Source organism: Paracoccus sp. (in: a-proteobacteria) (assembly GCF_030538495.1).
In the GTDB taxonomy this organism is placed as follows: domain Bacteria; phylum Pseudomonadota; class Alphaproteobacteria; order Rhodobacterales; family Rhodobacteraceae; genus Paracoccus.
In genome coordinates this window covers 58,974-83,515 of the sequence record NZ_JAUNTW010000007.1, presented here as the reverse complement: position 1 = coordinate 83,515, position 24,542 = coordinate 58,974, and the positions used below count along the sequence as shown (strand labels likewise).

General features: G+C 62.6%; 29 protein-coding genes. 13 read left to right on the top strand and 16 right to left on the bottom strand.

The window, feature by feature from the left end; genetic code table 11:
• The first annotated feature begins 41 nt into the window (after positions 1-41).
• Entirely contained in the window at positions 42-608 is a 567-nt protein-coding gene (gene ilvN / locus Q4G20_RS08435) for an acetolactate synthase small subunit (RefSeq protein ID WP_303342989.1), read from the top strand.
• 12 nt (positions 609-620) lie between these two features.
• On the opposite strand, the gene Q4G20_RS08430 is transcribed toward ilvN, so the two are convergent.
• A complete protein-coding gene (locus Q4G20_RS08430) occupies positions 621-977 on the bottom strand; it encodes a hypothetical protein (protein WP_303342988.1) in 357 nt (118 codons plus the stop codon).
• Positions 978-1,146: 169 nt separating this feature from the next.
• Positions 1,147-1,920: a M48 family metalloprotease gene (locus Q4G20_RS08425; protein ID WP_303342987.1), complete on the bottom strand. Its 774-nt coding sequence runs from the start codon at positions 1,918-1,920 to the stop codon at positions 1,147-1,149.
• A gap of 118 nt (positions 1,921-2,038) precedes the next feature.
• On the opposite strand from Q4G20_RS08425, the gene Q4G20_RS08420 reads away from it, so the two are divergent.
• Positions 2,039-2,290: a hypothetical protein gene (locus tag Q4G20_RS08420; protein WP_303342986.1), complete on the top strand. Its 252-nt coding sequence runs from the start codon at positions 2,039-2,041 to the stop codon at positions 2,288-2,290.
• Here the strand turns inward: Q4G20_RS08420 and Q4G20_RS08415 are convergent.
• Positions 2,278-2,526, bottom strand: a complete 249-nt coding sequence (locus Q4G20_RS08415) for a DUF167 domain-containing protein (protein WP_303342985.1) — start codon at positions 2,524-2,526, stop codon at positions 2,278-2,280. The two genes, Q4G20_RS08420 and Q4G20_RS08415, sit on opposite strands and share 13 nt — an antisense overlap.
• An 87-nt stretch (positions 2,527-2,613) precedes the next feature.
• Between Q4G20_RS08415 and Q4G20_RS08410 the strand changes: the two genes are divergently transcribed.
• Together Q4G20_RS08410 and Q4G20_RS08405 are read left to right on the top strand one after the other, a co-directional pair.
• Positions 2,614-3,171: a nitroreductase gene (locus Q4G20_RS08410; protein WP_303342984.1), complete on the top strand. Its 558-nt coding sequence runs from the start codon at positions 2,614-2,616 to the stop codon at positions 3,169-3,171.
• Positions 3,168-3,863: an EI24 domain-containing protein gene (locus Q4G20_RS08405; RefSeq protein ID WP_303342983.1), complete on the top strand. Its 696-nt coding sequence runs from the start codon at positions 3,168-3,170 to the stop codon at positions 3,861-3,863. The genes Q4G20_RS08410 and Q4G20_RS08405 overlap by 4 nt, the downstream gene beginning before the upstream one ends.
• On the opposite strand, the gene Q4G20_RS08400 is transcribed toward Q4G20_RS08405, so the two are convergent.
• Both Q4G20_RS08400 and mce read right to left on the bottom strand, forming a co-directional pair.
• A complete protein-coding gene (locus Q4G20_RS08400; protein WP_303342982.1) occupies positions 3,848-4,117 on the bottom strand; it encodes a DUF1467 family protein in 270 nt (89 codons plus the stop codon). The genes Q4G20_RS08405 and Q4G20_RS08400 overlap by 16 nt on opposite strands.
• Entirely contained in the window at positions 4,117-4,521 is a 405-nt protein-coding gene (gene mce / locus Q4G20_RS08395; protein WP_303342981.1) for a methylmalonyl-CoA epimerase, read from the bottom strand. Before mce ends, Q4G20_RS08400 begins: the two co-directional genes overlap by 1 nt.
• Positions 4,522-4,644: 123 nt before the next feature.
• Here mce and Q4G20_RS08390 point away from each other — a divergent pair, with 123 nt between their 5' ends.
• Positions 4,645-5,373 (top strand): response regulator, encoded by a 729-nt coding sequence (locus tag Q4G20_RS08390; protein ID WP_303342980.1) that lies wholly within the window; start codon positions 4,645-4,647, stop codon positions 5,371-5,373.
• Here Q4G20_RS08390 and Q4G20_RS08385 read toward each other — a convergent pair.
• From Q4G20_RS08385 to Q4G20_RS08355, 7 genes are all read right to left on the bottom strand, one after another.
• Entirely contained in the window at positions 5,370-6,020 is a 651-nt protein-coding gene (locus Q4G20_RS08385) for a GNAT family N-acetyltransferase (RefSeq protein ID WP_303342979.1), read from the bottom strand. The two genes, Q4G20_RS08390 and Q4G20_RS08385, sit on opposite strands and share 4 nt — an antisense overlap.
• A 2-nt stretch (positions 6,021-6,022) precedes the next feature.
• Positions 6,023-6,616 carry a hypothetical protein gene (locus Q4G20_RS08380; protein WP_303342978.1) on the bottom strand — a complete coding sequence of 198 codons (594 nt, stop codon included), beginning with the start codon at positions 6,614-6,616 and terminating at the stop codon, positions 6,023-6,025.
• A gap of 146 nt (positions 6,617-6,762) precedes the next feature.
• On the bottom strand, positions 6,763-8,535 hold the full coding sequence (gene aspS, locus Q4G20_RS08375; protein WP_303342977.1) for an aspartate--tRNA ligase: 1,773 nt from the start codon (positions 8,533-8,535) through the stop codon (positions 6,763-6,765).
• Positions 8,536-8,599: 64 nt separating this feature from the next.
• Positions 8,600-9,262 carry a CPBP family glutamic-type intramembrane protease gene (locus Q4G20_RS08370; RefSeq protein ID WP_303342976.1) on the bottom strand — a complete coding sequence of 221 codons (663 nt, stop codon included), beginning with the start codon at positions 9,260-9,262 and terminating at the stop codon, positions 8,600-8,602.
• Positions 9,235-10,053, bottom strand: coding sequence for a GH25 family lysozyme (locus Q4G20_RS08365; protein WP_303342975.1), 819 nt, complete (start codon positions 10,051-10,053; stop codon positions 9,235-9,237). Before Q4G20_RS08365 ends, Q4G20_RS08370 begins: the two co-directional genes overlap by 28 nt.
• A 135-nt stretch (positions 10,054-10,188) precedes the next feature.
• On the bottom strand, positions 10,189-10,458 hold the full coding sequence (locus Q4G20_RS08360; protein ID WP_303342974.1) for a hypothetical protein: 270 nt from the start codon (positions 10,456-10,458) through the stop codon (positions 10,189-10,191).
• A 54-nt stretch (positions 10,459-10,512) separates the two neighbouring features.
• Positions 10,513-11,883, bottom strand: coding sequence for an FAD-binding oxidoreductase (locus tag Q4G20_RS08355; protein WP_303342973.1), 1,371 nt, complete (start codon positions 11,881-11,883; stop codon positions 10,513-10,515).
• 117 nt (positions 11,884-12,000) lie between these two features.
• Between Q4G20_RS08355 and Q4G20_RS08350 the strand changes: the two genes are divergently transcribed.
• On the top strand, positions 12,001-12,891 hold the full coding sequence (locus Q4G20_RS08350; RefSeq protein WP_303342972.1) for a glycosyltransferase: 891 nt from the start codon (positions 12,001-12,003) through the stop codon (positions 12,889-12,891).
• Positions 12,891-13,694: an NAD(P)-dependent oxidoreductase gene (locus Q4G20_RS08345; RefSeq protein ID WP_303343094.1), complete on the top strand. Its 804-nt coding sequence runs from the start codon at positions 12,891-12,893 to the stop codon at positions 13,692-13,694. The genes Q4G20_RS08350 and Q4G20_RS08345 overlap by 1 nt, the downstream gene beginning before the upstream one ends.
• Before the next feature lie 107 nt (positions 13,695-13,801).
• On the opposite strand, the gene cobT is transcribed toward Q4G20_RS08345, so the two are convergent.
• Positions 13,802-15,670 (bottom strand): cobaltochelatase subunit CobT, encoded by a 1,869-nt coding sequence (gene cobT / locus Q4G20_RS08340; RefSeq protein WP_303342971.1) that lies wholly within the window; start codon positions 15,668-15,670, stop codon positions 13,802-13,804.
• 101 nt (positions 15,671-15,771) lie between these two features.
• Between cobT and Q4G20_RS08335 the strand changes: the two genes are divergently transcribed.
• Positions 15,772-16,356 (top strand): NADPH-dependent FMN reductase, encoded by a 585-nt coding sequence (locus Q4G20_RS08335; protein ID WP_303342970.1) that lies wholly within the window; start codon positions 15,772-15,774, stop codon positions 16,354-16,356.
• Positions 16,357-16,393: 37 nt separating this feature from the next.
• Here the strand turns inward: Q4G20_RS08335 and Q4G20_RS08330 are convergent, their stop codons facing one another.
• Both Q4G20_RS08330 and Q4G20_RS08325 read right to left on the bottom strand, forming a co-directional pair.
• A complete protein-coding gene (locus Q4G20_RS08330; RefSeq protein WP_303342969.1) occupies positions 16,394-16,834 on the bottom strand; it encodes a hypothetical protein in 441 nt (146 codons plus the stop codon).
• Positions 16,835-16,904: 70 nt separating this feature from the next.
• The gene (locus Q4G20_RS08325; RefSeq protein ID WP_303342968.1) at positions 16,905-18,500 is read right to left on the bottom strand and encodes a peptide chain release factor 3; all 1,596 of its coding nucleotides are present in this window, start codon (positions 18,498-18,500) and stop codon (positions 16,905-16,907) included.
• A 172-nt stretch (positions 18,501-18,672) separates the two neighbouring features.
• Between Q4G20_RS08325 and Q4G20_RS08320 the strand changes: the two genes are divergently transcribed.
• Positions 18,673-20,106 (top strand): hypothetical protein, encoded by a 1,434-nt coding sequence (locus tag Q4G20_RS08320; RefSeq protein ID WP_303342967.1) that lies wholly within the window; start codon positions 18,673-18,675, stop codon positions 20,104-20,106.
• A 4-nt stretch (positions 20,107-20,110) separates the two neighbouring features.
• Here Q4G20_RS08320 and Q4G20_RS08315 read toward each other — a convergent pair whose 3' ends face one another.
• The gene (locus Q4G20_RS08315; RefSeq protein WP_303342966.1) at positions 20,111-21,166 is read right to left on the bottom strand and encodes an Mrp/NBP35 family ATP-binding protein; all 1,056 of its coding nucleotides are present in this window, start codon (positions 21,164-21,166) and stop codon (positions 20,111-20,113) included.
• 358 nt (positions 21,167-21,524) lie between these two features.
• On the opposite strand from Q4G20_RS08315, the gene Q4G20_RS08310 reads away from it, so the two are divergent.
• From Q4G20_RS08310 to pdhA, 4 genes are all read left to right on the top strand, one after another.
• Complete coding sequence (locus Q4G20_RS08310; RefSeq protein WP_303342965.1) at positions 21,525-21,743, top strand: DUF1127 domain-containing protein; 219 nt, start codon at positions 21,525-21,527, stop codon at positions 21,741-21,743.
• Between the two features lie 548 nt (positions 21,744-22,291).
• Complete coding sequence (locus Q4G20_RS08305) at positions 22,292-23,095, top strand: 23S rRNA (adenine(2030)-N(6))-methyltransferase RlmJ (protein WP_303342964.1); 804 nt, start codon at positions 22,292-22,294, stop codon at positions 23,093-23,095.
• A 7-nt stretch (positions 23,096-23,102) separates the two neighbouring features.
• Positions 23,103-23,396, top strand: a complete 294-nt coding sequence (locus Q4G20_RS08300; RefSeq protein ID WP_303342963.1) for a septum formation initiator family protein — start codon at positions 23,103-23,105, stop codon at positions 23,394-23,396.
• A 100-nt stretch (positions 23,397-23,496) separates the two neighbouring features.
• Complete coding sequence (gene pdhA, locus Q4G20_RS08295; RefSeq protein WP_303342962.1) at positions 23,497-24,528, top strand: pyruvate dehydrogenase (acetyl-transferring) E1 component subunit alpha; 1,032 nt, start codon at positions 23,497-23,499, stop codon at positions 24,526-24,528.
• Positions 24,529-24,542 lie beyond the last annotated feature (14 nt).

Here is a 24,542-nt window from a genome sequence, read left to right as displayed (position 1 = left end):
CGGGGGCGACCCCGCGCGCCCCTGATATTCCTGAGGCAGATATGAACACCCTGAACATTCAACGCGGCGCGTCCAGCCATTCCGCCTATGACCTGCGCGACCCGAACGCTCAGTTCGAGGAAAGCCACACCCTTGCCGTGCTGGTGGAAAACGAACCGGGCGTGCTGGCGCGCGTGATCGGCCTGTTTTCCGGGCGCGGTTACAACATCGACAGCCTGACCGTGGCCGAGGTGGACCACACCGGCCACCGGTCGCGCATCACCGTTGTCACCAGCGGCACCCCCGCCGTCATCGACCAGATCAAAACCCAGCTGAAACGCATTGTTCCCGTGCATGATGTGCATGACCTGACCGTCGAAGGGCCGTCAGTGGAACGCGAATTGGCGCTGTTCAAGGTGCGCGGCACCGGCGACAAACGGGTCGAGGCCCTGCGCATCGCCGAAATTTTCCGCGCGAATGTGGTGGATTCGACGCTGGACAGTTTTGTGTTTGAACTGGTGGGCGGGCCGTCGAAGCTGGATGCCTTTGCGGATCTGATGCGGCCTTTGGGGTTGGTGGAATCCGCGCGCACCGGCGTTGCGGCGCTGTCGCGCGGGTCGGGGGCGTAACGCCCCCACCGATCAAAAACAGGCGCAGGCGCGCAGCTTTGCGGAAATATCCGGCAGGTCGGTCTGCGCGTTTTGCGCCGGCGCAGGGCGCGATGACACCAGATGCAGATGCGGATGCTGCTGCGTCGAATTGGCCAGCAATTCCGGCAGCTTAGGGCAGGCATGTTCGGAAATCATCGTGACATTGCGCGCGTGACGCAGGTTGCCATCCATGACGCTGTCCAGTTCGACCAGATCCCCCGGCTGCGGCCATTGCGCCATATCGACAGTATTTTCCTGCCCCAACAGACAGGCAAGCGCGCCTTGGTCTTCGCACCAGATCACAGCTTTTTCGGTGGCTGAGCTACTCCAGACAACGACGCCGATCATAAAAACTTCCTCTTAAACCGCTAAATGTTCACACATTAAAAATGACTGCACTTATCCATTTAGACAGGTTTACGCCGCTTCGCCACAGTTAATTTAACCGCCGTGAAAAAATATTACCTTTGCCAGAGGGGCGCGGACAGCGGCCAACAGGCGCTGTCCATGCGACAGATCAGCGCACATTGCCGCGTTGCACATCGGCAACAGCGCGGCGCACCTGATCCAGACGCTGCGCGCGCGACGGGTGGGTTCCCAAAATATGGTTGCCCGGATCAGGGATGCGTTCGAACAAACGCGACCCGTTCACGGGGTCATAACCCGCATTCAGCGCGATGATGGCGCCCAGATAATCGGCCTCTAACTCCCAATCGCGGGAATAGTAACGCGACCCGACGGCGGCACCGATTTCCTGCGCGCGCGCGACCGACGCGGCATTGCTGCCGTAAACCGATGCGATGCTGCCCAGCACGACCGCCGCCGCCGTCGCCGCCCCGGTTTTGCGGTCCAGATGGTTCAGAATATGATGCGCCGATTCGTGGCCCACCACGAACGCGATTTCATCCGCGCTGCGCGTCTGCGCGATCAGCGACAGGGTAAAGCCCACGACCGGACGCCCGGCGCGGTCCACGGTCTGAAACGCGTTCGGTTCCAACCCCGGCCGGTCATCGACGACATAGGCAAAGTCGCAGCGAATCGGCGCGGTGCGGCGGTTGATGCATTCACGCTGAACGGCGGGCTCCATCCGGCGCATGACCTGAACAAAGGTGCGGGCCGCGGCTTCGGGCGTGCCGGCATGGGGGGCCGAGGGCGCGGGCAGCGCGACCGGAACCGGCGCGGGCGTCACCGTGGGCGGCGGCATATCGGCGGGCATGGGCGCACAGGCGGCGACCGCCAGAACCCCGGCCAGCATCGCCCCCGGAATAACATTAACGCGCAAAATGTTCATGAGGCCGCCCCGCTGTGATAATGCGGCACTTTACCCCGTGCGCCCGCGCTGCGCAAACCCCACGGCCTTGCTATGGCGGCGACTTCACGCGATTGTCGCCGAAACCGCACGAGGCCCTATGTTTACCATCGAACACGAATTCGACGCCACCGTCATCACTCTGATCGACGAAGCCGCGCCGAACACCCGCCCCCTGAACGAAGACGTTGTGATTCTGGCATTCGACGACCACATCGTCATCGAACAGACCGATGAACATGACGACGTGATCCGCATTGTGTTAACCATGCACCAGTTAACCGAATTACGCGCGGCGCTGAACCTGCCCGAAGGGAATTATCGGATTCAGCCCGGCGCTCAGTCCAGTTGAAACAGCTTTTCCCGCGATGTGGCGCCGCGAATCAGCGTCAGGCGGGATTTCGCAACGCCCAAGGCATCGGCCAGCAGACGGATCACGGCGTCATTGGCGCGGCCATCTTCGGGCGGGGCGGTGACATAGGCGCGCAAAATATCGCCGTCCTGTTTCAACAGGTTACGCCGCGCCTTGGGCGTCACGCGTATGTCGATTTTCGCGCCGGGCTGCGCCAGATGGGTCAGATCACACATGCGCCCTGATTGCCCTGCCCCGCGCATCGGGGCAAGCCTTTGCATCGCGCGCATGGCACCCTATCTAACCGGGATAAGGAGAAAACGATGACCGAGACTCTGCACTTTCTGGCGACGCGCCGGTCGCATCCGCCGAAAACGCTGCGCGCCCCTGCGCCCGACCGCGACGAATTGGCGCAATTGTTAACGCTGGCCGCGCGCGTCCCCGATCATGGCAAGTTAGAGCCGTGGCGGTTCATCGTGCTGGGTCCACAGGCGCGGGCCGATCTGGCGGTTCGGGTTCGGGAACAGGCTTTGGCGAACGGCCAAGACGTGGCGGGCGCGGATAAAGCGGCCTCGCATTACGATTCGCCGCTGATCGTGGCCGTGGTGTTTTCGCCGGTGGACAGCCCCAAGGTGCCGGAATGGGAACAATTCCTGTCCACAGGCGCGGTCTGTGTGTCGCTGGTCAACGCCGCGCTTGCATCGGGCTGGGGCGCGGCATGGCTGACCGGCGTTGCGACCACGCCGGGATTTGCGCAAGATTATCTGGGACTTAACCCGCGTGAACAACTGGCCGGGTTGATCCATATTGGCACGCGCGGCGACACGCCGCCCGAACGCCCGCGCCCTGACATCGCGGCCAAGACGGACTGGCGCGCATGATCTCGGTTCTGGCTCTGATGCGGGGATGGGGCGATGTGCTGCGCCCCGCCGCGCTGCGGCTGGCGCTGATCGGGGTTGGCCTGACGCTGGCCCTGTTCGCCGCGTTGCAGATCGCGCTGTTTTCCGCGCTGCGCCTGTTGGTGCCGGGGGGCCTGAGCCTGCCGGTCATCGGCATGTTGGACTTTGGCACGATCCTGTCATGGGGATCGCTGGCGCTGTTCCCGGTGTTAAGCATTTTCCTCATGGCGCCGGTGGCGGCGGGCTTTGCCGGGATTTTTGCCGATAACGTCGCGGATCAGGTCGAAGGCACGCATTACCCCGCGAACCAAGGCCAATCGCTGGACCTGCTGGACGGGTTTCTGTCCAGCCTGCCGGTGATGGGCGCGGTGCTGCTGGTCGCGGCGCTGTCGCTGATTCTGACGCCGTTTCTGGGGCCGCTAACCCCGATTTTGTTTTACGGCGCAAATGGTTGGCTGCTGGGGCGCGAATTTTTCCACATGATCGCCCGCCGCCATATGGACGAATCGCAAGCCACCGATCTGCGCCGACGCCACGCCGTCCCCGTGACCATGGCGGGGGTGATGATCGCGTTTGGCCTGACCGTGCCGGTGGTGAATATCGTGATCCCGCTGCTGGCGGCGGCGTCATTCACGCATCTGTTTCACATGCTGCCCGATTACCGGACCAGATGATCCAGATTGCTGATCATGTCCCGCGTCACCACGCCTGAAAAAATCACCCAGGCGATGATCCCCCAGACAACGGCGGTGAAGATCGTGGTAAACCACAGCTTACGCCGCCAGTTCACGCCCGCAGGCGCACCGGCATGGGTGCCGGGGACAATCTGCCCCGCATCGGCCTGACTGCGCTGCCCGATGGGAATCACCACGAACAGCGTCAGAAACCACAACACCGCAAATAAAACGACTCCGCCGGTCAGATTCATCAGACCTGCTCCAACTCGATCAGGCAGCCGTTAAAGTCTTTGGGGTGCAGGAACAAAACCGGTTTGCCATGCGCGCCGATTTTCGGTTCTCCGGTTCCCAGAACGCGCGCGCCTTGGGATTGCAGATGGTCGCGGGCGGCGATGATGTCGTCCACCTCGTAACAGATATGGTGAATCCCGCCGGATGGGTTTTTGTCCAAAAACCCCTGAATCGGGCTGTTGTCGCCCAAGGGATACAGCAATTCGATTTTCGTGTTCGGCAATTCGATGAACACCACCGTCACGCCGTGATCGGGTTCATCCTGCGGCTGGCCGACATTGGCGCCCAACGTATTGCGGTATTGCGCGGCTGCGGCCTGCAAATCAGGCACGGCAATGGCGACATGGTTCAGGCGTCCGATCATAGCATCCTCCGGGTTTGTCGTTATTTAGGGCTTTTGTCGCAGAGGGGCAAGAAAAGCGGCGCTGTTAACCGCATCTTAGGGAATCGGCGCTTTATTGGGCGCAGGAACCCAAAGGGAATCACCATGCTGACAGAAGTTGCCCCGACCCCCGCCCTGCCCCTGTGGCAGATGAACATCCCCGACCGCCCCCTGACCGGGTTAACCGTGTTGGTCGTCGAAGATTCGCGCTTCGCGAGCGAGGCGGTGCGCCTGTTATGCCTGCGATCCGGCGCGCGCATCCGGCGGGCCGACTGTCTGCAATCGGCGCGGCGGCATCTGGGCGGGTATCGCCCCGCCGTGGTCATCGTCGATCTGGGCCTGCCCGATGGCAACGGCGCGGAACTGATCCAACAGATCACCATGTCCAGCCCGCGCGTGCCGGTGGTTCTGGGCATGTCGGGCGATCCTGACGCGCGGCAATGGGCGATCGAGGCCGGGGCCGATGGTTTTCTGGAAAAACCGGTCGAGAGTTTGGCCGTCTTTCAACAGATGATCCTGTCGGCGCTGCCCGCCGATCAGACGCCCGCGATGCTGCGGCTGCTGCCCACGGATGTGATCCAGCCCGACACCGCCGGTCTGCGCGCGGATTTGATCCATGTGGCCGATGTGCTGGCGCAGGCGCAAGACACGACAGAGATTGATTACATCGCGCGGTTTCTGGCGGGCGTGGCGCGGTCGGCACATGATCCGGCACTGGAACAGGCGGCGACCGCCTTGGCCGATGGGCATCGCGCGGGTCATGCCTTGGCCGCTGATCTGGCGCGGATCAGCGGCATGGTTCACGAACGCCTTGCCGCCGTGCGTCAGGGTTAAGGCGCGGTCAGATCCGACAGGCGGCGTTTTTGTCGCCCCTCTGGGTCGAAATTGCCGGGGGCCAGCCATGCGTCATAGGCTGCGCGGATGCGCGGCCAATCGGCGTCGATGATGGCAAACCATGCGGTGTCGCGGTTTTGGCCTTTGACGATCATATGCTGGCGGAATATGCCTTCAAAGGTGAACCCAAACCGCAGCGCCGCGCGCCGGGATGCGGCGTTCAGCGCGTTGCATTTCCATTCCACCCGGCGATAGCCCGCGTCAAAGGCCCACCGGATCATCGCCATCAACGCGGCGCTGCCTGCTCGGCGACCCTGCAAAGCGGGGGATAACAGGATGGTGCCGATTTCAATCACGCCATGGCTGCGGTCGATGCGCAAAAATGACGCAACGCCTGCCGCCGCGCCGGTATCCGCGTCGCATAGGGCATAAAAACAGGGATCATCCCCTGCCGCCGCCTGCGTTAACCACGCATCGAACCCGGCACGGTCCGCAAACGGCCCCATGCCCATATAGGTCCACAGATCATCATGCCCCCGCACCGCATCCCACAGATCGGCGGCATGGCGCGCAGGCGTTAACCGTTCCAGCCGAACCCAAGGTCCAGAAACATCACCCGGCGCGGGCGGCGGTGTAAAAGCGTCCATTATCAGCCTTCGGCGCAGTTAATGGTAGTGTTGGGCAGACTATCCACGAAGTCGTTTACGTCGCGGCTGTCGTCCGCTTCGCAAAACGCGATGAAAGCGGGCATAAGCTCCTGAATGTTGGTATTGTCCAGTTTAGCGGCACTGGCCGCCCCGGCGAGATAGATCGCCCCGCTGGTCAAAGCAATTTGGACAACTGGGGACGACCCGCCCATATCAATCGCGCGGACTTGCGTGAGCATATCACGGCAGGGCACCCCGTTTTCAATGATATGCACCGCAGTTTCGCCGAACTGACGAGAGGAAAACGCGAATCCCTGCGATCCATCGTCAACGCCGGTTGGCGCTGCATTATCAAGCGGGGCGGTTGTGGACGGACGTCGATCCAAAGATCTTCTGCGCGCAATAATTTCGTCGGCGAGCCGCTGGTATTCGTCGCGCATAGCGTCACGGTCGACGCCGGGCTCCATCACTTCGCGCTCCAACGCTTGTCTACGTTGGAAGATTTCCGCACTCGTCCATTCGGACAGAGGTTTATCGAGCGATTCGGCTGCGGCGACGAGCGACGCAGAGATTAGCGCCAGCACGGCGCAGGCCATTCTAACCATATCATTTCCCCTGCTTTTTTCAGCTGCAACTGTTCTGGGCGGAACATGGCGCGACCGCTCATCGCGGATGTCGGTGACCCCATCACCCGACCGCCCCCCAAAACAAAAAAGGGCGGGATCACCCCGCCCCGTTTCCATTATTCCTTCGGCAGCACCCGCAGGCGCAATTCGCGCAGTTGTTCGTTCAGCGGTTCCGATGGCGCGCCCATCATCAGGTCTTCGGCGCGTTGGTTCATCGGGAACATGATGACTTCGCGGATGTTCACTTCGTCGGCCAGCAGCATCACGATGCGGTCGATCCCGGCGGCGCAACCACCGTGCGGAGGGGCGCCGTAACGGAACGCCTTGACCATGCCGCCAAAGCGTTTTTCCACCTCGGAGGCGGGATAGCCGGCCAGTTCGAACGCCTTGAACATAATTTCGGGTTTGTGGTTGCGGATCGCGCCGGAAATCAGTTCGTAGCCGTTGCACGCCAGATCGTATTGATAGCCCTTGACCGCCAGCGGATCGCCGTTCAGCGCGTCCAGCCCGCCCTGCGGCATACTGAACGGGTTGTGGCTAAAGTCGATTTTGCCGTCATCGGTTTTTTCATACATCGGGAAATCGACGATCCACGCGAATTTGAACTGGTTTTCGTCGATCAGCCCCAATTCGCGGCCAATTTCGTTGCGGGCGCGACCGGCCACGGCCTCGAACTGGTCGGGCTTGCCGCCAAGGAAGAACGCCGCGTCGCCTTCGCTCAGGCCCAGCTGCACGCGGATTGCCTCGGTCGCGTCAGGCCCAAGGGCTTTGGCGATCGGGCCAGCGGCCTCGGTCCCGTTTTCACCGGCGCGCCAGAAAATATACCCCATCCCCGGCAGCCCCTGCGATTGGGCATAGGCGTTCATGCGGTCCGCGAATTTGCGCGACCCGCCGGTGGGGGCGGGAATGGCGCGCACCTCGGTCCCGTCCTGTTCCAGCAATTTCGCGAAAATGGCAAAGCCCGAACCGCGGAAATGGTCGGAAACAACCTGCATTTCAATGGGGTTACGCAGATCGGGTTTGTCGCTGCCATATTTCAGCATCGCATCGGCATAGGGGATGCGCGGCCATTCGGCATCGACCCGGCGCCCGCCGCCGAATTCCTGAAACAGCCCCTGAATCACCGGCTGAACCGTGTTGAACACGTCTTCCTGATCCACGAACGACATTTCCATGTCCAACTGATAGAAATCGGTGGGGGAACGGTCGGCGCGCGGGTCTTCGTCGCGGAAACAGGGGGCGATCTGGAAATATTTGTCGAAACCCGCGACCATGATCAATTGCTTGAACTGCTGCGGAGCCTGCGGCAGGGCGTAGAATTTGCCCGGATGCAGGCGCGACGGCACCAGAAAATCGCGCGCGCCTTCGGGCGATGACGCGGTGATGATCGGGGTTTGAAATTCGGTAAAGCCCTGATCCCACATGCGGTTGCGGATGCTGCGGATCACCTGCGACCGCAGCATGATGTTGTTGTGCAGGCTGTCGCGGCGCAGGTCGATGAACCGGTAAGCCAGCCGCGTTTCTTCGGGATAATCCTGATCGCCAAAAACCGGCAGCGGCAATTCATCGGACGGGCCAAGCACTTCAAGATCGGTGGCGTAAACCTCGATCTCGCCGGTGGGCAGTTTGGGGTTCACCAGTGACGCATCGCGCAGCTTCACGCGCCCGTCGATGCGGATCACGGTTTCGGCGCGCAGTTTCTCCATGGCGGCAAAGGCGGGGCTGTCGCTGTCGGCCAGAACCTGCGTCATGCCGTAATGGTCGCGCAGGTCCACGAACAGCACGCCGCCGTGGTCACGCACCCGGTGAACCCAGCCCGACAGACGGATAGTTTCCCCGGCATTGGCGGCTTTCAGATCGCCGCAGGTGTGGCTGCGATAGGCGTGCATGATGGTTGTGTCCCCAGTTGTTCAGCCCCCGGTCAAAGCGCGGCTTGCGGGGGAAGTCAACCGCTCAGAACGGCCGCACCACGTTGCCGGTATAGAAATACGCCCCCAGCCCCACCAGAAAGATGATATTTCCCGCAACCGCGTGCAAAATCCACACCGCCGGAAATCCATAACGCAGATAAGCGCGGGCAAAGATATACCCGCCGATAAACGTCATCAGCGCGACGATCCATGACCAATACATCAGATGCGCGAATGAAAACACGGCGGCGTTCAGGATCAGCGCGTTTTTCCCCTGTGGCAGGATCGCGCCATAGCGGTAAAAGAACAGAGGCCGGAAAATCAGTTCCTGCGGCAGCGCCGACAGCAGCGGATACAGCGCCCAGATAAAGGGGATCAGTTCGGGCCGCAGCCGCAACAGCAAAAACAGATCATCGGGGCGAAACAGCGACAGAATGACGATGCCCGACAGCATGACCGCCACGGAAATGCCCGCGACTTCGCGCCACGGAATCTGACGCCAGCCCCGGATCAGGGTGCGGAACTGAAACCCGCCGGTGAACCACAGCAGGCCCATGCCGAACATGCTGAACAGTGCCAAGGCGCTGAACATCTGGCGCGGCGGCAAAAACAGCGCAATCATCAGCGGCGCCCCGAAATAAAGCGCCGCAAACTCAATCTGCAACCAGCGGCGCGAAATCAGCGCACCATTCGCATCTGCAACCATCGCGCCCAATCCGCAGCCGAGCCTACAAAGGCGTTCAAATCCACATTCCCCGTAATCCCCGGCACCAGCCCCGTGCCGGTATATTGCCAGAAGCTCCAGCGTTGCCCCGGATAGGTTGCGCTGGGATGATCCGCGACCGAGCGCAGCCAGAATTCCGCGTTCAGATCGCCCAGACGGTTTTCACGGTAAAAATCAACGGTCGTATAGATCACCGGACGTTGCCCATAATGGCGCGTCACGATGTCCATGAAGGCGCGGGCTTCGCGTTGCACTTCGTAGGCCGGGGGGCGGCGCGGGCAGTTGCGCGAATTGGTCCATTCCAGATCCAGAACGGGGGGCAGGGAACCGGCCTCGCGCGGGACGTTGCGGATGAACCACGCCGCCTGTTCGGCCCCCGTGCGGCAGAAGTAATAAAAATGATACGCCCCGCGCGGGATGCGGGCATAGCCTGCTTCGCGCCAGTAACGCTGGAAATTGGGGTCGGTGTGATCGCCACCCTCGGTCGCTTTGATAAAGGCAAAGCTGATGCCCGCGCCGCGCACGCGGTTCCAGTCGATGTCGCCCTGCCAGCGGGACACGTCGATGCCATGCACCGCGTGACCATAGGGCGCGCCATGCCGCCAGTCATGCGGGCGGCTGTCGCCCAGCTGCGGATTGGCGCCGGGGCCTTGCATCGTCTGATAGCCGCCGCCGTAATGCGTGGGCGCGCCGCCACGCTGCGGCGAACGCACACAGGCCGCCACAACGGCCAGCATCATCAGCCCCAACATCAACCTGGCAAAATATTTCATCGCTGATCCCGATTCCGCGCGCATCTTTCCGGGCGCTTATGGCAAAGCACAGGGGCAAAGTCACCCGAATGATGCGGTCACGATCCTGTCAGATGACGCAAAAAAGCCCGGACGAACCGGGCTTTACCATATGCATCAATTTGTCGGCGGCGGCGCGGCCTGACCGGCGGCGGGCGGGGTGGGTTCGGTGGTCACGGCGGCTTCGGGCGTTTCGATGCTGACCGGTGCCTCGGTCGAGGTCACGCCAGCCGGCGGCGGCGTCGTTGCGATGCCATCATTTTGTTCATCTGCGCCGGGACGGAACACGACAAAGGCCAGCACAGCGACCAGCAACGCCACAGCAATCGCGATAATCGCGGGCATATGGCGCGGGGCGGCGCGTTCGGGTTCGTTATTGTGTGACATAGTGACCTCCGGACGTTGTTCGGGGTCAACGCCGCGCCGCGCCATCGGTTCCAATCACGACACCAGCTTATCCGGGTTCAGGATGCCGCGCGGGTCCAATGCGGCCTTGATCGCGGCCATCACGTCGCAGGCCGGGCCGTGTTCCGCGCGCAGCAGATCGCGTTTGCCCATGCCGATGCCATGTTCGCCGGTGCAGGTGCCGCCGACCGACAGCGCCCGTTCCGCCATGCCGCGCGCGACCCGCTTTGCCGCCGCCAGTTCGTCGGCATTGTCCGGGTCCACCAGCAACAGCGCGTGGAAATTGCCGTCGCCCACATGCCCGACGATGGGGCCAACCAACCCCGCCGCCGCAATATCCGCCGCCGCATCCGCGACCGCCTGCGCCAGATGCGACATCGGCACGCAGACATCGGTCACAATCCCCTGCGCCCCCGGACGCAGCGAAAATACCGCGTGATAGGCCCCATGCCGCATCCGCCACAGACGCGCGCGATCTTCGGCCGTGGTGGCCCAGTCAAAGCCCGCCGCGCCGTAATCCCGCGCAATCTCGCCGAACGCCTCGGCGTCTTCGCGCACCGCGCCGGGGCTGCCGTGAAATTCCACCATCAGATGCGGCGTTTCCGGCATCTCCGCCCCCGAGGCCAGGTTAAACGCCCGCGCCGTCGCCGCATCGACAAATTCAATCCGCGCCATCGGGATGCCGCATTGAATCACCGCCGTGACACATTCCACAGCCCGGTCCAGATCGTCGAAACGGCAGACGGCGGCGGCCACATCCTCGGGCTGGCCATGCAGGCGAAGGGTCAGTTCGGTGATGATGCCCAGCGTGCCTTCGGCCCCCACAAACAGCCCGGTCAGGTCGTAACCAGCACTGGATTTCGCCGCGCGCGATCCGGTGCGGATCACCCGCCCATCCGCCAGAACCACCTGCAAGGCCAGCACATTGTCGCGCATCGTGCCGTATCGCACCGCCGTTGTGCCACTGGCCCGCGTGGACGCCATGCCGCCAATCGTCGCATTCGCGCCCGGATCGACCGGGAAAAACAGCCCCGTCGCGCGCAGATCGCTGTTCAACGATTCGCGCGTGATCCCCGGCTGAACCGTGACCTGCATATCGCCCGCGCGCAGATCAATCACGCGGTTCATCTGGGTCAGGTCCACCGTCACACCGCCCCGCGTCGCCAAAGCGTGCCCTTCGAGCGAGGTTCCCGCCCCCCACGCCACCACCGGCACGCCCGCCTGGTTGCAGGCGCGCAGCACCGCCGCCACCTCGTCCGTCGTATGCGGCCAGACCACAGCATCAGGCGGAGGCGCACGGTGATAGCTGGCCGATTCCGCATGCTGCGCCCGGTCGCCGGGGATGGTGGAAAACCGCGCGCCCAACAGCGCAGTCAGTTCGTCGGTCAAAGTCGCGGGCAGCATCATAACGGATCCTTTCAGTTTCGGCACAGCATATCATTTGCACAACGGGCCGCGACTGTCATTATACCGTAACATGACCGACATAGCGTTGCGCGACGGACCCGCCACAGGATTGCCTTTATGGACCTTTCGCCCCTCTTACCGCTTGCCTCCTCGCGCCGGGTCGATCCCCTGCACCTGTCCGACGGCCTGATTGCCGAAACGCCGCGCGGCGCCGATCATGCCTTTGTCACGCTGGTCAGCAATCCCGATTACCTGCCGGGGGCCTATGCGCTCTTGCGGTCGCTGCGCCTGACCGGAACGCGCGCCGATCTGGTGGTGATGCATCGCGGCCTGAATGCGGCGCATCTGGCGCGGCTGCGCCAGCACGGCGCGCGGCTGATCGCGGCGGATTTGCTGCCCACATCATCCGCCTTTGACCAGACCCATGCCCGCGACGCGCTGCACAAACGCGCGGCCTTTACCCGCGGCGGCAAGCCTGATTTCCACACGCCGCTGGATAATTTCGTGAAACTGCGCCTGTGGCAGTTGGATTACGACCGCTGCGTGTTCATTGACGCCGACGCGATCGTGCTGCGCCCGGTGGATAAGCTGTTCGACATGCCCGAATTTTGCGCTGCGCCGAATGTCTATGACGGGCTGGACGGGTTTTTACGCATGAACAGCGGCGTTTTCACCGCCCGCCCCGATCACGCGCAGTTCCGCGATATGATGGCAGCCTTGGACCGGCCCGGAGTGTTCTGGCGGCGCACCGATCAGACCTTCCTTCAGGACTATTTCCCCGATTGGCACGGGCTGTCGATCCATCACAATATGCTGCAATATGTCTGGATCCACATGCCCGAAATCTGGAGCTGGGACGACATCCGCATCCTGCATTTCCAATACGAAAAACCGTGGCAGGACCATGATAAGGCACATCTGCTGCGCCCGCTGATCGACCTGTGGCGCGCGGTCGCAGACGGCCAGCCCATGCCCGACCTGTCGGCGCAGGCGCGCCCGGCGGCGTGATGCGCATTGCCCTGACCGGCGCGGGCGGGATCATCGGCGGCTTCACCCATGCCGCGATGCAGACGGCGGGGCATGACGTGACGGTGCTGGGCCGCGCAACCGGTTGGCATCTGGGCGCGCCTGCGGATCTGACGGGGCATGACGCGCTGATCCATTGCGCGTTCCACCACATCCCCGGACGCTATCGCGGGGGCGAAGGCGACAACCCGGTCGCTTTCATCGCCGCCAATCTGGACGGCACAAAACGCCTGTTCGACGACGCCGCACAGGCGGGCGTGGGGCGCATCCTGTTCCTGTCATCGCGCGCGGTGCATGACGGCCACCCAGCCGGTTCGCTGCCCGACGACCTGCCCCCCGCGCCAACCACCCTTTACGGTCGGGTCAAGGCACAAGCCGAATCCCATCTGTCCACCCTGCCCCTGCACGGCACCGCGATCCGCGCGACCGGCATCTATGGCCCCGGCGCAGCGCATAAATGGCGCGGGCTGTTCCACCATTACCGCGCCGGAAAACCCATCCCCCCCCGCGTCGCCACAGAACTGCACATCACCGACCTGACCCGCGCAATGCAAATCCTGCTGACCACCGACGCACCACCGAAAACCGTCAACGCCAGCGACCTGACGCTGGATCACCGCGACCTGCTGGCCATCGTGCAACGCCTGACGAACAGCCCGCACCCCCTACCGGCCCGAGCCGACGCCACATCCCTGCGCATCCCCGATTGCACCGCGCTGCACCAACTCGGCTGGCACCCCGGCGGCATGCCACAACTGCACCACACGGTCGCGCAAACGCTCTGACCGCCGTTATCTTCTGTGCTTAAATATCCCGGGGGGTCCGGGGGGCTGGCCCCCCGGCGCTGTCAGTCTGCGGGCGACCCCGCGGGCGCGGGACGCAATGACGCAATTCAGCGCCGCATCATCCGCCCCATCCCCAACACCCGCGCGCGTTTGCGGGGGTCGCTGTCGAACAGCGCGGCCAGTTGTTCGGTGATCGCGCCGCCCAGTTGTTCGGCATCGGTGATCGTGACCGCGCGTTCGTAATAGCGCGTCACGTCATGCCCGATCCCGATGGCCAGCAATTCAACCGCGCGTTTCTTTTCGACCATGGCGATCACATCGCGCAAATGTTTTTCCAGAAAATTCGCGGGGTTGACCGACAGGGTGCTGTCATCGACCGGCGCGCCGTCGGAAATCACCATCAGGATTTTGCGCGCCTCGCTGCGTTTCAGCATCCGGCGATGCGCCCATTCCAAAGCCTCGCCGTCGATGTTTTCCTTTAACAACCCCTCTTTCATCATCAGGCCCAGATTGGGGCGCACGCGCCGCCACGGCGCATCGGCGCCCTTATAGATGATGTGGCGCAGATCGTTCAGACGACCGGGCGCGGCGGGGCGGCCGGCGGCCAGCCACGCTTCGCGTGATTGCCCGCCTTTCCACGCGCGGGTGGTAAAGCCCAAAATCTCGACCTTGACATTGCAGCGTTCCAGCGTGCGGGCCAGAACATCAGCGCAGATCGCGGCAATGCTGATCGGGCGGCCCCGCATTGACCCCGAATTGTCGATCAGCAGCGTCACGACGGTATCGCGAAACTCGGTGTCCTTTTCGACCTTGAACGACAGCGGAGTCGTCGGATTCGCCACCACCCGCGCCAGACGGCCCGCATCCAGCACGCCTTCTTCTTTGTCGAATTCCCAACTGCGGTTTTGCTGCGCCTGCAAGCGGCGTTGCAATTTGTTGGCCAGCCGCGACACGGCCCCGCGCAGGGGTTCCAGCTGTTTGTCCAGATAGGCGCGCAGGCGTTCCAGTTCCTGCGGATCGGCCAGATCCTCGGCGCGGATTTCTTCGTCCCATTGCTGGCGGAACACGCGGTATTCGGGGTTGGCGTCGCTGACCGGCGGGGGCAGATCGGGCGGAGCCTCATTATCGGGCATTTCCGCGTCATCGGCCATCTGATCCTCGGCCTGGTCATCCATACTGACCTGAGCCTGCCGTTCGTCCTGAGTCTGTTCCTGACTTTGCTGAGGGGTGGCCTCGGCGTCCTCATCTTCACCCTGATCGCGGGATTGGTTGTCGCCGGCTTCCTCGTCCTGTTCGGCGTCGTCTTGGGCGTCGTCCTGTTCGGGCTGGTCGGGGTCATCGCCCAACTGATCGCCATAGCCCAGATCGCTGATGACCTGACGCGACAGCCGCGCAAAGGCCGCCTGATCGGCCAGCACCTCGTCCAGATTGGTTAACGTGGCCCCCGCCTGTTCTTCGACAAAGGGACGCCACAAATCCGCGACATGCTGCGCGCCGCGGGGCAGATCGCGACCGGTCGCGGCCTGACGCACGATGTAACCGGCGGCAATCGCCAGCGGCGCGTCGGCGGGGGCCTTGATCTGGGCATAGCCTTTTTTGTCGGCCTCGGCCCCGATTTTGGCGTCGATATTGGACAGCGCGCCGGGCATATCGCGCGCACCCAAAGCCTCGCACCGGGCGGTTTCCATGGCCTCATACAATTCGCGGGCCATGGGACCAACGGGCGCAAATTTCGCGTGCGTCGCGCCGTCGTGATGGCGCAGCCGCATCGCCAAAGCGTCCGCCGTGCCGCGCGCCAACAGGATTTCATCGCGCGTCATCCGGCGGCTGATTTGCGGCAGGCGCATGGTGTCGCCCGCGACCCCGGACGGGTCGGCGCTGAACGTGACGTTCAGTTCGCCATCATCGGCCAGGGCGCGCGTCGCCTCGGTCAGGGCTTTTTTGAACGGATCGGCGGGGTTGTCGGTCTTTTTCATGGCCCCATTCATGGGCCAAATCGCGCCCTGTGTCGAGGTGTGATGCAACCCCATCCGCCGCGCCGCGTTGACCCAGATCACAAACCCCAAAAGGTGCCGACATGTCCAAACCCCGCATTGCCGTGATCATCGGATCGACCCGCGACACCCGTTTTGCCGATAAGCCGACCGATTGGCTGATGGAACAGGTTCAGGATCACGCCGATCTGGACTTTGAACGCGTTGATCTGCGCGACGCCGATCTGCCGTTTTTCAACGAACCCGCATCGAATCTGTGGATGGAATCCAGCGATCCCCGCGCGGTTGCGTGGCAGAAAAAGCTGGCCGAATTTGACGGGTTTTTCTTTATCGTTCAGGAATATAACCGGTCCATCACCGGCGCGCTGAAAAACGCACTGGATCAGGCGTATAAGGAATGGAACCGCAAACCGATGGCCGCGCTTGCCTATGGCAGCATGGGCGGGGCGCGCGCCTTGGAACAGCTGCGGCTGATGGCGATTGAATTGCAGATGGTGCCGCTGCGCAACGCGGTTCACATCGGCGGGTCGGATTTCTTTAAGGTCTCGCCGCTGGGCGATGACAAACCCATGGCCGAAATCGAAGGCAACCTGAAAGGATCGCTGGATTCGACGCTGAAGGAACTGACCTTCTGGGCGAAGCTGTTGCAGGACGCGCCGCGCGACTGATCGGGCCGGATCACCAAGGCCGCCCGATTGGGGCGGCCTAGTTCCACAGCCGCGACCAGAAGCCCCGGCAATCATCCGTTGTCAGTCGATCTTGGGTGTAAAGAATTAACGCCTCGGTCGTGCCACGGGCCGGGCGTTGCATCAGATGAACCCCGATCCTGTCGCATTTGGCGTCGATGAAATAGGATCGTGACATCGTGATAGCGCCGCTATGATCGCGCCCGCTGGCGTCGGTCAGGGTGGCGCGGGCATCACCCATGGAAGGCGTCACCGAGAGAAACAGCCCACCCCTCAGCTGCACACGGTGATGGAACGGCAGCCGATAGACCGCGTCCGGGGACAGACGTTGGTTCACTTGGCTGACGGCATTGGTTGCGCCGAACCAATTCCAGCCACGTTCCAGCCATGTAAATGTGCCAACACCCGTCAAAACCGCCGACAGCGCCGCGATACCGACGATGCCGACCAGCCATTTCACGGCATCCCGCAACATCTCGACACCAAGGCCATCCCAGACCCTGTGCGCCAGTTGTCGCAGTCGCGTGATCCTATACCATCATTTCCTTGGTCGCGGTCAGTTTCAATTCCGGGTGGTCGCGTTCCACGCGGTCGATGTCCCATTGCAGCCGCGTCAGATAGACCAGATCGCCGTCATGATCCTGCGCCAGATGGCCTTTGTTGACGTTGGCGAATTTTTCGACCTCATCCTTGGGGCCGGAAATCCAACGGGCACTGGTGAATTGCGACGATTCAAATCGCACCGGGATTCCGTATTCCAGTTCAATGCGGCTGGCCAGCACCTCGAATTGCAGGGCGCCGACGACGCCGACGATAAAACCGGACCCGATCATCGGTTTGAACACCTTGGCCGCGCCTTCTTCGGCGAATTGCATCAGGGCTTTTTCCAGATGTTTCGCCTTCATCGGGTCGGTGGCGCGCACGCTTTGCAGCAATTCGGGCGCGAATGAGGGGATGCCGGTGAAGCGCAGCCCTTCGCCTTCGGTCAGGGCGTCACCGATGCGCAACTGGCCGTGGTTCGGGATGCCGATGATGTCGCCGGCCCATGCCTCATCCGCCAATTCGCGGTCGGCGGCCAGAAACAGAACCGGGTTCGTCACCGCCATCGGCTTTTTGCTGCGGACATGGGTCAGCTTCATGCCGCGTTCAAAATGCCCCGAGGCCAGCCGCACAAAGGCCACCCGGTCGCGGTGTTTGGGGTCCATATTCGCCTGAACCTTGAACACGAAACCGGTGACGGCGCGTTCTTCGGGGGCGATGTCGCGTTCGGCGCTGTTTTGCGGCTGGGGCGGAGGGCCGTATTCACTGATCCCGGTCATCAGTTCCTGCACGCCAAAGCTGTTGATCGCGCTGCCGAACCAGATCGGGGTCATATGGCCTTCCAGAAAGGATTGCCGGTCAAAGGTCGGCAGCAATTCCCGCGCCATTTCAATATCTTCGCGCAGCTTGTCCAGCAGATCGGCGGGGACGTAATCGGCCAGTTTCGGATCGTCCAGACCGCTGATTTTCACCGATTCCGCCACCTTATTGCGGTCGGCGCGGTCCATCAGTTCCAACCGGTCATGCAGCATGTCGTAACAGCCGATAAAGTCGCGCCCCATCCCGATGGGCCAACTGGCGGGCGCCACGTCAATCGCCAGATTTTCCTGAATTTCATCAATAATTTCAAATGTATCGCGACTTTCGCGGTCCATTTTGTTACAGAAGGTCAGGATCGGCAGATCGCGCAGACGGCACACCTCGAACAGTTTGCGGGTCTGGCTTTCCACGCCCTTGGCCCCGTCGATCACCATAATGGCGGCATCAACGGCGGTCAGCGTGCGATAGGTGTCTTCGGAAAAATCGCTGTGACCCGGCGTGTCCACCAGATTAAAGCGGTAATTGCCGAAATCAAACGACATCGCGGACGCGCTGACCGAAATCCCGCGATCCTGTTCCATCTTCATAAAGTCGGACCGCGTGCGCCGCGCCTCGCCCTTGGCGCGGACCTGACCCGCCATCTGGATCGCGCCACCATACAGCAAAAACTTTTCAGTCAGCGTTGTTTTACCGGCGTCGGGATGCGAGATGATCGCAAAGGTCCGGCGGCGGGCGATTTCGGGCGGAAGTTCAGGGCGGTTTGTCATATCCCGCCGTCTAACCCGCCGCGCGCCCCGGCGCAATCGCTCAACCGGGCCGATTTGGCGCAATATATCACGCATTTGCGACGCATTTGAATCATACTTGTATATTTAAATGCTTGATTTTGGCCCGGATACGCAAAACAACATAAACAGGACAAAGGATTAGGATTCAGACGTGAACGGGGCGTATCATAGCTTGGTCAATGTGCTGTCGGCGCGTGGCATCGACTGGCTGCAGCAACAGATCACCGATATTGATGACCCGCAGGGGCTGGATCCCGACGCTCTGACCGCCATGGCCGAGGTGGGACAGGTCGCCGCCGTTCTGACCGGGCTGCGGGGGCGTCCGTCATCGCTGCAAATCGTGGCGTCATGGTGCCTGACCGCGCCGCTGATTCGGGATGCGGCGGCGCGTGTTCTGGCGGGGGATACCGACCGCCCATGGCCCGAACTGGTGCTGGCGGGCCGCACGATCTGCCATGATGACCCCCGCTGGCAACTGGCCTGCCAGCATCTGAGCGAGGCTATGGATCAACCGCTGTATCTGCGTCTTGCGCTTGGCGATGCGACCGATCTGCCCCAGATGGCGGAACAGGCGCTGACCGCCCCCTTGCCCGCCGATCCGGACCCTGATTATTGCCGGTTTTATGCTGATCTGCTGATGCGGTTTTATGAATTTGGCGCGATTCAGCCGCGCTTGCAGCACGCGGCGAATGTCGGGCAGATGCTGCAATCCTGTCAGAGGCTGGCGCAGATGGCGGTCGAACGGGCCTGCACGCTAAGCCTCGCGCGGATGATCTTTTGTATCGGGCTGGTCGATCCGGGCCATGATGTTGCGCCTTTGCTGGCCCATCTGATGAATGCGCAGCGGCCTGATGGGTCATTTGCGGCCGCCTTGCAGGACGATGGCGATGCGCCCGATCTGCATATCGCGATTGGCGCGACGCTGTGGTCCTGCGCGGCGCTGCATCTGGCCAATCTGGGGGGCTGGCGGGGGCAGCCGCAGCCGCGCATCGTCGCGCCGGACCTGCACCAGATCCGGCGGCTGGCCGTCGCCGGCATCGTTGACCGGCTGCACATGCCCATCACGACCGCGCCGCCGGGGCTGCGCTTGCGCGCGGCGGTCAGCCTGACCCGCGCGACCGGGCAAAACTGGCTGTCGCGCATCAACGATCTGCCAAGCCGGATCAGCGCGCCCGAACAGGCGCGGCTGGGCGTGATTGCCTTTCCAGATGGAGTCACCGCCTGGGCGCTGCGGCGGGCGGTGACGCTGACCCCGCCAGTGGGCGAGATGTCGCGCGAACAGGCGTGGCTGCATGGGCGCGCGGTTCGGCTGCCGTCGCGGATGTCGCGGCAGCTTCTGGACCGGTGGCGCGCGGCGGCGGCGCGCGATGATCGGGCGGGGGCCTTTGACTGCGCACGGGCCGCCGTGGGCTGCGCAGACGCGCCGGATGACGCGGCGATCCGCGCGCAGACCCGCCGGATGATGGATGAATCCCTGCATATCTGCGGCACCACGACCGATCTGGCCGTGGCTTTGGATCATCTGGACCGGCTGACGGTGCTGGCCGATCTGTTTGGCGACCGACGCGTCCCGGCGGATGCCTGAGCGATCAGGTCAGCACATCCCGCACCAACCGTTCCGCGATCCGGCCATAGGCATCCGCCGTCACGCCCGACCCCAAGGCCACAGGACGCCCGGAATCTCCGGCGATCCGCACCTCTAATTCCAGCGGCAATTCGCCCAGGAACGGCACGCCCAGTTTGCGGGCCTCATCCGCGACGCCGCCATGGCCGAACAGATGCGCCTCATGCCCGCAATTGGGGCAGTGATAGGATGACATGTTTTCGATCAGCCCCAGCACCGGCGTTTTCAGCTTGCCGAACATATCAATCGCCCGGCGCGCATCCAGCAGCGCGATGTCCTGCGGCGTGGACACGATCACCGCGCCCGTCACCGGCGCTTTTTGGCACAGCGACAATTGCACATCGCCCGTCCCCGGCGGCAGGTCGATCAGCAGCACGTCCAGTTCGCCCCAGTTCACCTGTTGCAGCATCTGTTGCAACGCGCCCATCAGCATGGGGCCGCGCCAGACGACGGCCTCGCCTTCGTGCAGCATCAGGCCCAGCGACATGATGGTGACGCCATGCGCCCGCAGGGGTTCAATCCGCTGACCTTGGCTTTCGGGGCGACCGCTGACGCCCATCATGCGCGGCTGCGACGGCCCGTAAATGTCGGCGTCCAGCAGCCCGACCCGCTGCCCCGCACGCGCCAAGGCGACCGCCAGATTCGACGTTACGGTGGATTTGCCGACGCCGCCTTTGCCCGAACCGATGGCGATGATGTGGCGCACGCCGGGAATCGCCTGTGGGCCAGCCTGCGGTTTGGCATGACCGCCGATTTTCAACGATGACGGCGCGGCGGCGGGGGCCGTCAGCACGATCTGCACCTGTTCGACGCCGGGCAAAGCGGCAATGCGGCGTTTTGCCTCGGTTTCGACGGGGGCCATGGCGCGGGCGGTGTCGGCATTGGCGACCTCGATCACGAATCGCACGGTGGTGCCGTCGATGGTCAGGGCGCGGATCACGTCCGCCTGCCCCAGGGTGCCGCCCTGCGGCAAGGCGATATCCGAAACTTCCCTAAGGACAACTTCGCGGCTGACAGTCATGTGATGGTCCAATCATGAAACTTTTCGCCAATCATGAACGAAGCTGTGGCAAGGCTCAACCAATCCGTCCAGCCAGACATCATACCTATCCAAATGGGCAGAAAACGCGCCAAAACCTGTCTAAAAGTTACCGCAAACAGGTAATTCAACGTTAAATATTATGTCATTATTTCAGTGTCAAAGCGTCACATAGGTCAGGAACCGTTATGCATTTGCTGCATAGCAGAATTGGTAACGCAATCATTGTGCAGGCGCAGCATCGGGGGCATATTGTTGGCAAGAAAGGCGAACCGTCCACCGGGGCAGATCGCTGACGGGGCCACCGCGCCCACCCCAACAAGAACAAAGGATAACGACCATGGCAATTGCCGCAAACGCACAGACCACCGCAGGCATCCGTTCGCGTTTCACGAATATGATCCGCCGGTATCAGGAAAATCGCGCGCGGCGGGCTGTCTATGATCAGACCATTCGCGAATTGAATGCCCTGACGGCACGCGATCTGGACGATCTGGGCATCAGCCGGTCGATGATCACGCGCTTGGCCCATGAAGCGGCCTGGGGTTCGACGAAATAAGAATACCCGCCCTCTCCTCCCTTGGGCGGGACTGGCGACACCCCTTCCTCCTCCCTTGGGGGTGTCGCCCAAAAGACAGCGCCGGAACCGTCCTCCTCCCTTTGGTTCTGGCTGCTTGCGGCGGCCCCTGACCTCCTCCCTTGGGGTCGCCGCCAAAGACATAGCCGCCCTGTTTTGCGGCACACGGATACGCCAGCCCCTCCTCCCTGCTGGCGTATGCGGTGGGGCCTTCCTCCTCCCGGCCTGCACCGCACCCTATACGCGGCCCCCCTCCTCCCTTGGGCCTGCGTTTCGCGGCGACCCCCTCCTCCTCCCTGGGGTCGCCGCGCCCCATTCGCCGCGCGATGCGGCAGTTTGATACGCTGGCCCTCCTCCCTGCCAGCGTCGCGGTAACGGCCTTCCCTCCGGCTGGCACCGCGATTTATACGCGGCCCTCCCTCCTCCCTTGGGCTGGCGTTATGCGGCGGCACCTCCTTCCTCCTCCCAATTTTGGTGCCGCCGCAACTTTCTTGCTTGGCGCGCGGCAGGCATTGGGGTTAGGAACAACCATGCTGAGTTATCAACACGCCTATCACGCCGGGAATCTGGCCGATCTGCACAAACATGCGCTGCTGGCGGCGGCCATGGATTACATGACGGCCAAGGACAAACCGTTAACCTATCTGGAAACCCATTCCGGGCGGGGGCTGTATCGCCTGAGCGCCCCCGAATCGCTGAAAACCGGTGAGGCGGCGGCGGGCATCACCCGCGCCATGGCGGAACACTGGCTGGCGACGGATCATCCGCTGATGCGGGCGCTGTCCGCGATCCGAACCAGCCGCGGCGCCGATGTTTACCCCGGATCGCCGCTGATTGCCGCGCATTTTCTGCGCCCCGATGATCGCGCGCATCTGGCCGAACTGCATCCGGCAGAGCATCAGGCGCTGATGCAGGTGGCCGGATTTGCGACCGTGCATCACCGCGACGGGTTCGACATGGCGCAGGCCGTTTGTCCGCCGACCCCGCGCCGGGGCCTGCTGCTGATCGACCCCAGTTATGAGGTGAAGGCCGATTATGCAACGATTCCAAAGCAGATCGGCCAGATTGCGCGAAAATGGAATGTCGGCGTGATTGCGCTGTGGTATCCGATTTTGACCGACAACCGCCACGAACCGATGCTGGCCGCGCTGTCGGATCACGACGCCCTGCGGTCCGAAGTCTGCTTCGCCCCCGCCCGGCCGGGTCACGCCATGGTCGGATCGGGGATGTGGATTTTGAACGCGCCCTATGGTCTGGCCGAACAGGCGGCGAATATCGAAAAAACATTCCGCGATCACGCCGGGGATTCCCCTGCCCGCGCCTCTGGGCTATGATTGCGCTATGATGCAACGCCTGTCCATTGGTTCGACCGTCTTCGTCGTGATTGTCGCGGCTCTGGGTTTATATTTCGCCTTTGCCGCCGTGCAGGGGCCTTCGGGCATTTTGCGGCGCATCCAGATTGAATCGGAAACCGCCGAACTGGAATCGCAGCGCGATGCCCTGCGGGCCGATGTCGCGCGGATGCAAAACCTGACCCGGCGGCTGTCGAATGATTATCTGGATCTGGATTTGCTGGACGAACGCGCGCGCGACGTTTTGGGCGTGGTCCGGGCCGACGAAATAATCTTGCGCTGACTGTCATTATACTGTTGCGCAACCGGCATTGCGCCATGCTTTTCGATCCGCTAGTGATAGTTTAACGCTGAACTATCGACCGCCTGCGAGAGGATACCGAATGGCCCGCAAGCCCGCTGCGCAAGACGCACCGTCCAATGTGTCGAAAGACGAATTGCTGAAATATTACCGCGACATGCTGCTGATCCGCCGGTTCGAGGAAAAGGCAGGGCAACTTTACGGCATGGGCCTGATCGGCGGGTTCTGTCACCTGTATATCGGGCAAGAGGCCGTTGTCGTCGGTCTGGAAGCCTGCGCCAAAGAAGGCGACAAACGCATCACCAGTTACCGCGACCACGGGCATATGCTGGCCTGCGGCATGTCCGCGCGCGGCGTGATGGCCGAACTGACCGGTCGCGAAGGCGGCTATTCCAAGGGTAAGGGCGGCTCGATGCATATGTTCAGCCGCGAAAAGCATTTTTATGGCGGGCATGGCATCGTCGCGGCGCAGGTTCCGCTGGGCGCGGGGCTGGCCTTTGCCGATAAATATCTGGGCAATGACAATGTGACGTTTACCTATTTCGGGGACGGCGCGGCGAACCAGGGCCAAGTTTACGAAACCTATAACATGGCTGAGCTGTGGGAACTGCCCGTTGTTTTCGTTATTGAAAACAACCAATACGCCATGGGAACCAGCATGACCCGTTCGACCAAATCCACGACGCTTTATGGTCGGGGTGAGGCGTTCGGCATCCCCGGCGAACGCGTCGATGGCATGGACGTGCTGGCCGTCAAGGCCGCCGGTGAAAAGGCCGTCGCCCATTGCCGCGCGGGCAAGGGGCCGTATATCCTCGAAGTGATGACCTATCGGTATCGCGGCCATTCCATGTCGGACCCGGCGAAATACCGCACCCGCGAAGAGGTGCAAAAGATGCGCGACGAACGCGACGCCATCGAGCATGTGCGCACCATGTTGCTGGACGGTGGCCATGCATCCGAAGATGACCTGAAGGCCATCGATAAGGAAATCAAGGACATCGTGAACGATTCCGCCGAATTCGCCAAGGAAAGCCCGGAACCGGCCGAAAGCGAATTGTGGACTGACATTTATGCCAGCGATCTGCCGCAAGGCAGCGCCGAAGAAAACGCCTGAGGGGAGGGCTGAAC

Bases quoted from the DNA above. Each gene is read 5' to 3' on its own strand.
- ilvN (WP_303342989.1), top strand. From the start codon at position 42: ATGAACACCCTGAACATTCAACGCGGCGCGTCCAGCCATTCCGCCTAT.
- Q4G20_RS08430 (WP_303342988.1), bottom strand. From the start codon at position 977: ATGATCGGCGTCGTTGTCTGGAGTAGCTCAGCCACCGAAAAAGCTGTG.
- Q4G20_RS08425 (WP_303342987.1), bottom strand. From the start codon at position 1,920: ATGAACATTTTGCGCGTTAATGTTATTCCGGGGGCGATGCTGGCCGGG.
- Q4G20_RS08420 (WP_303342986.1), top strand. From the start codon at position 2,039: ATGTTTACCATCGAACACGAATTCGACGCCACCGTCATCACTCTGATC.
- Q4G20_RS08415 (WP_303342985.1), bottom strand. From the start codon at position 2,526: ATGTGTGATCTGACCCATCTGGCGCAGCCCGGCGCGAAAATCGACATA.
- Q4G20_RS08410 (WP_303342984.1), top strand. From the start codon at position 2,614: ATGACCGAGACTCTGCACTTTCTGGCGACGCGCCGGTCGCATCCGCCG.
- Q4G20_RS08405 (WP_303342983.1), top strand. From the start codon at position 3,168: ATGATCTCGGTTCTGGCTCTGATGCGGGGATGGGGCGATGTGCTGCGC.
- Q4G20_RS08400 (WP_303342982.1), bottom strand. From the start codon at position 4,117: ATGAATCTGACCGGCGGAGTCGTTTTATTTGCGGTGTTGTGGTTTCTG.
- mce (WP_303342981.1), bottom strand. From the start codon at position 4,521: ATGATCGGACGCCTGAACCATGTCGCCATTGCCGTGCCTGATTTGCAG.
- Q4G20_RS08390 (WP_303342980.1), top strand. From the start codon at position 4,645: ATGCTGACAGAAGTTGCCCCGACCCCCGCCCTGCCCCTGTGGCAGATG.
- Q4G20_RS08385 (WP_303342979.1), bottom strand. From the start codon at position 6,020: ATGGACGCTTTTACACCGCCGCCCGCGCCGGGTGATGTTTCTGGACCT.
- Q4G20_RS08380 (WP_303342978.1), bottom strand. From the start codon at position 6,616: ATGGCCTGCGCCGTGCTGGCGCTAATCTCTGCGTCGCTCGTCGCCGCA.
- aspS (WP_303342977.1), bottom strand. From the start codon at position 8,535: ATGCACGCCTATCGCAGCCACACCTGCGGCGATCTGAAAGCCGCCAAT.
- Q4G20_RS08370 (WP_303342976.1), bottom strand. From the start codon at position 9,262: ATGGTTGCAGATGCGAATGGTGCGCTGATTTCGCGCCGCTGGTTGCAG.
- Q4G20_RS08365 (WP_303342975.1), bottom strand. From the start codon at position 10,053: ATGAAATATTTTGCCAGGTTGATGTTGGGGCTGATGATGCTGGCCGTT.
- Q4G20_RS08360 (WP_303342974.1), bottom strand. From the start codon at position 10,458: ATGTCACACAATAACGAACCCGAACGCGCCGCCCCGCGCCATATGCCC.
- Q4G20_RS08355 (WP_303342973.1), bottom strand. From the start codon at position 11,883: ATGATGCTGCCCGCGACTTTGACCGACGAACTGACTGCGCTGTTGGGC.
- Q4G20_RS08350 (WP_303342972.1), top strand. From the start codon at position 12,001: ATGGACCTTTCGCCCCTCTTACCGCTTGCCTCCTCGCGCCGGGTCGAT.
- Q4G20_RS08345 (WP_303343094.1), top strand. From the start codon at position 12,891: ATGCGCATTGCCCTGACCGGCGCGGGCGGGATCATCGGCGGCTTCACC.
- cobT (WP_303342971.1), bottom strand. From the start codon at position 15,670: ATGAAAAAGACCGACAACCCCGCCGATCCGTTCAAAAAAGCCCTGACC.
- Q4G20_RS08335 (WP_303342970.1), top strand. From the start codon at position 15,772: ATGTCCAAACCCCGCATTGCCGTGATCATCGGATCGACCCGCGACACC.
- Q4G20_RS08325 (WP_303342968.1), bottom strand. From the start codon at position 18,500: ATGACAAACCGCCCTGAACTTCCGCCCGAAATCGCCCGCCGCCGGACC.
- Q4G20_RS08315 (WP_303342966.1), bottom strand. From the start codon at position 21,166: ATGACTGTCAGCCGCGAAGTTGTCCTTAGGGAAGTTTCGGATATCGCC.
- Q4G20_RS08310 (WP_303342965.1), top strand. From the start codon at position 21,525: ATGGCAATTGCCGCAAACGCACAGACCACCGCAGGCATCCGTTCGCGT.
- Q4G20_RS08305 (WP_303342964.1), top strand. From the start codon at position 22,292: ATGCTGAGTTATCAACACGCCTATCACGCCGGGAATCTGGCCGATCTG.
- Q4G20_RS08300 (WP_303342963.1), top strand. From the start codon at position 23,103: ATGATGCAACGCCTGTCCATTGGTTCGACCGTCTTCGTCGTGATTGTC.
- pdhA (WP_303342962.1), top strand. From the start codon at position 23,497: ATGGCCCGCAAGCCCGCTGCGCAAGACGCACCGTCCAATGTGTCGAAA.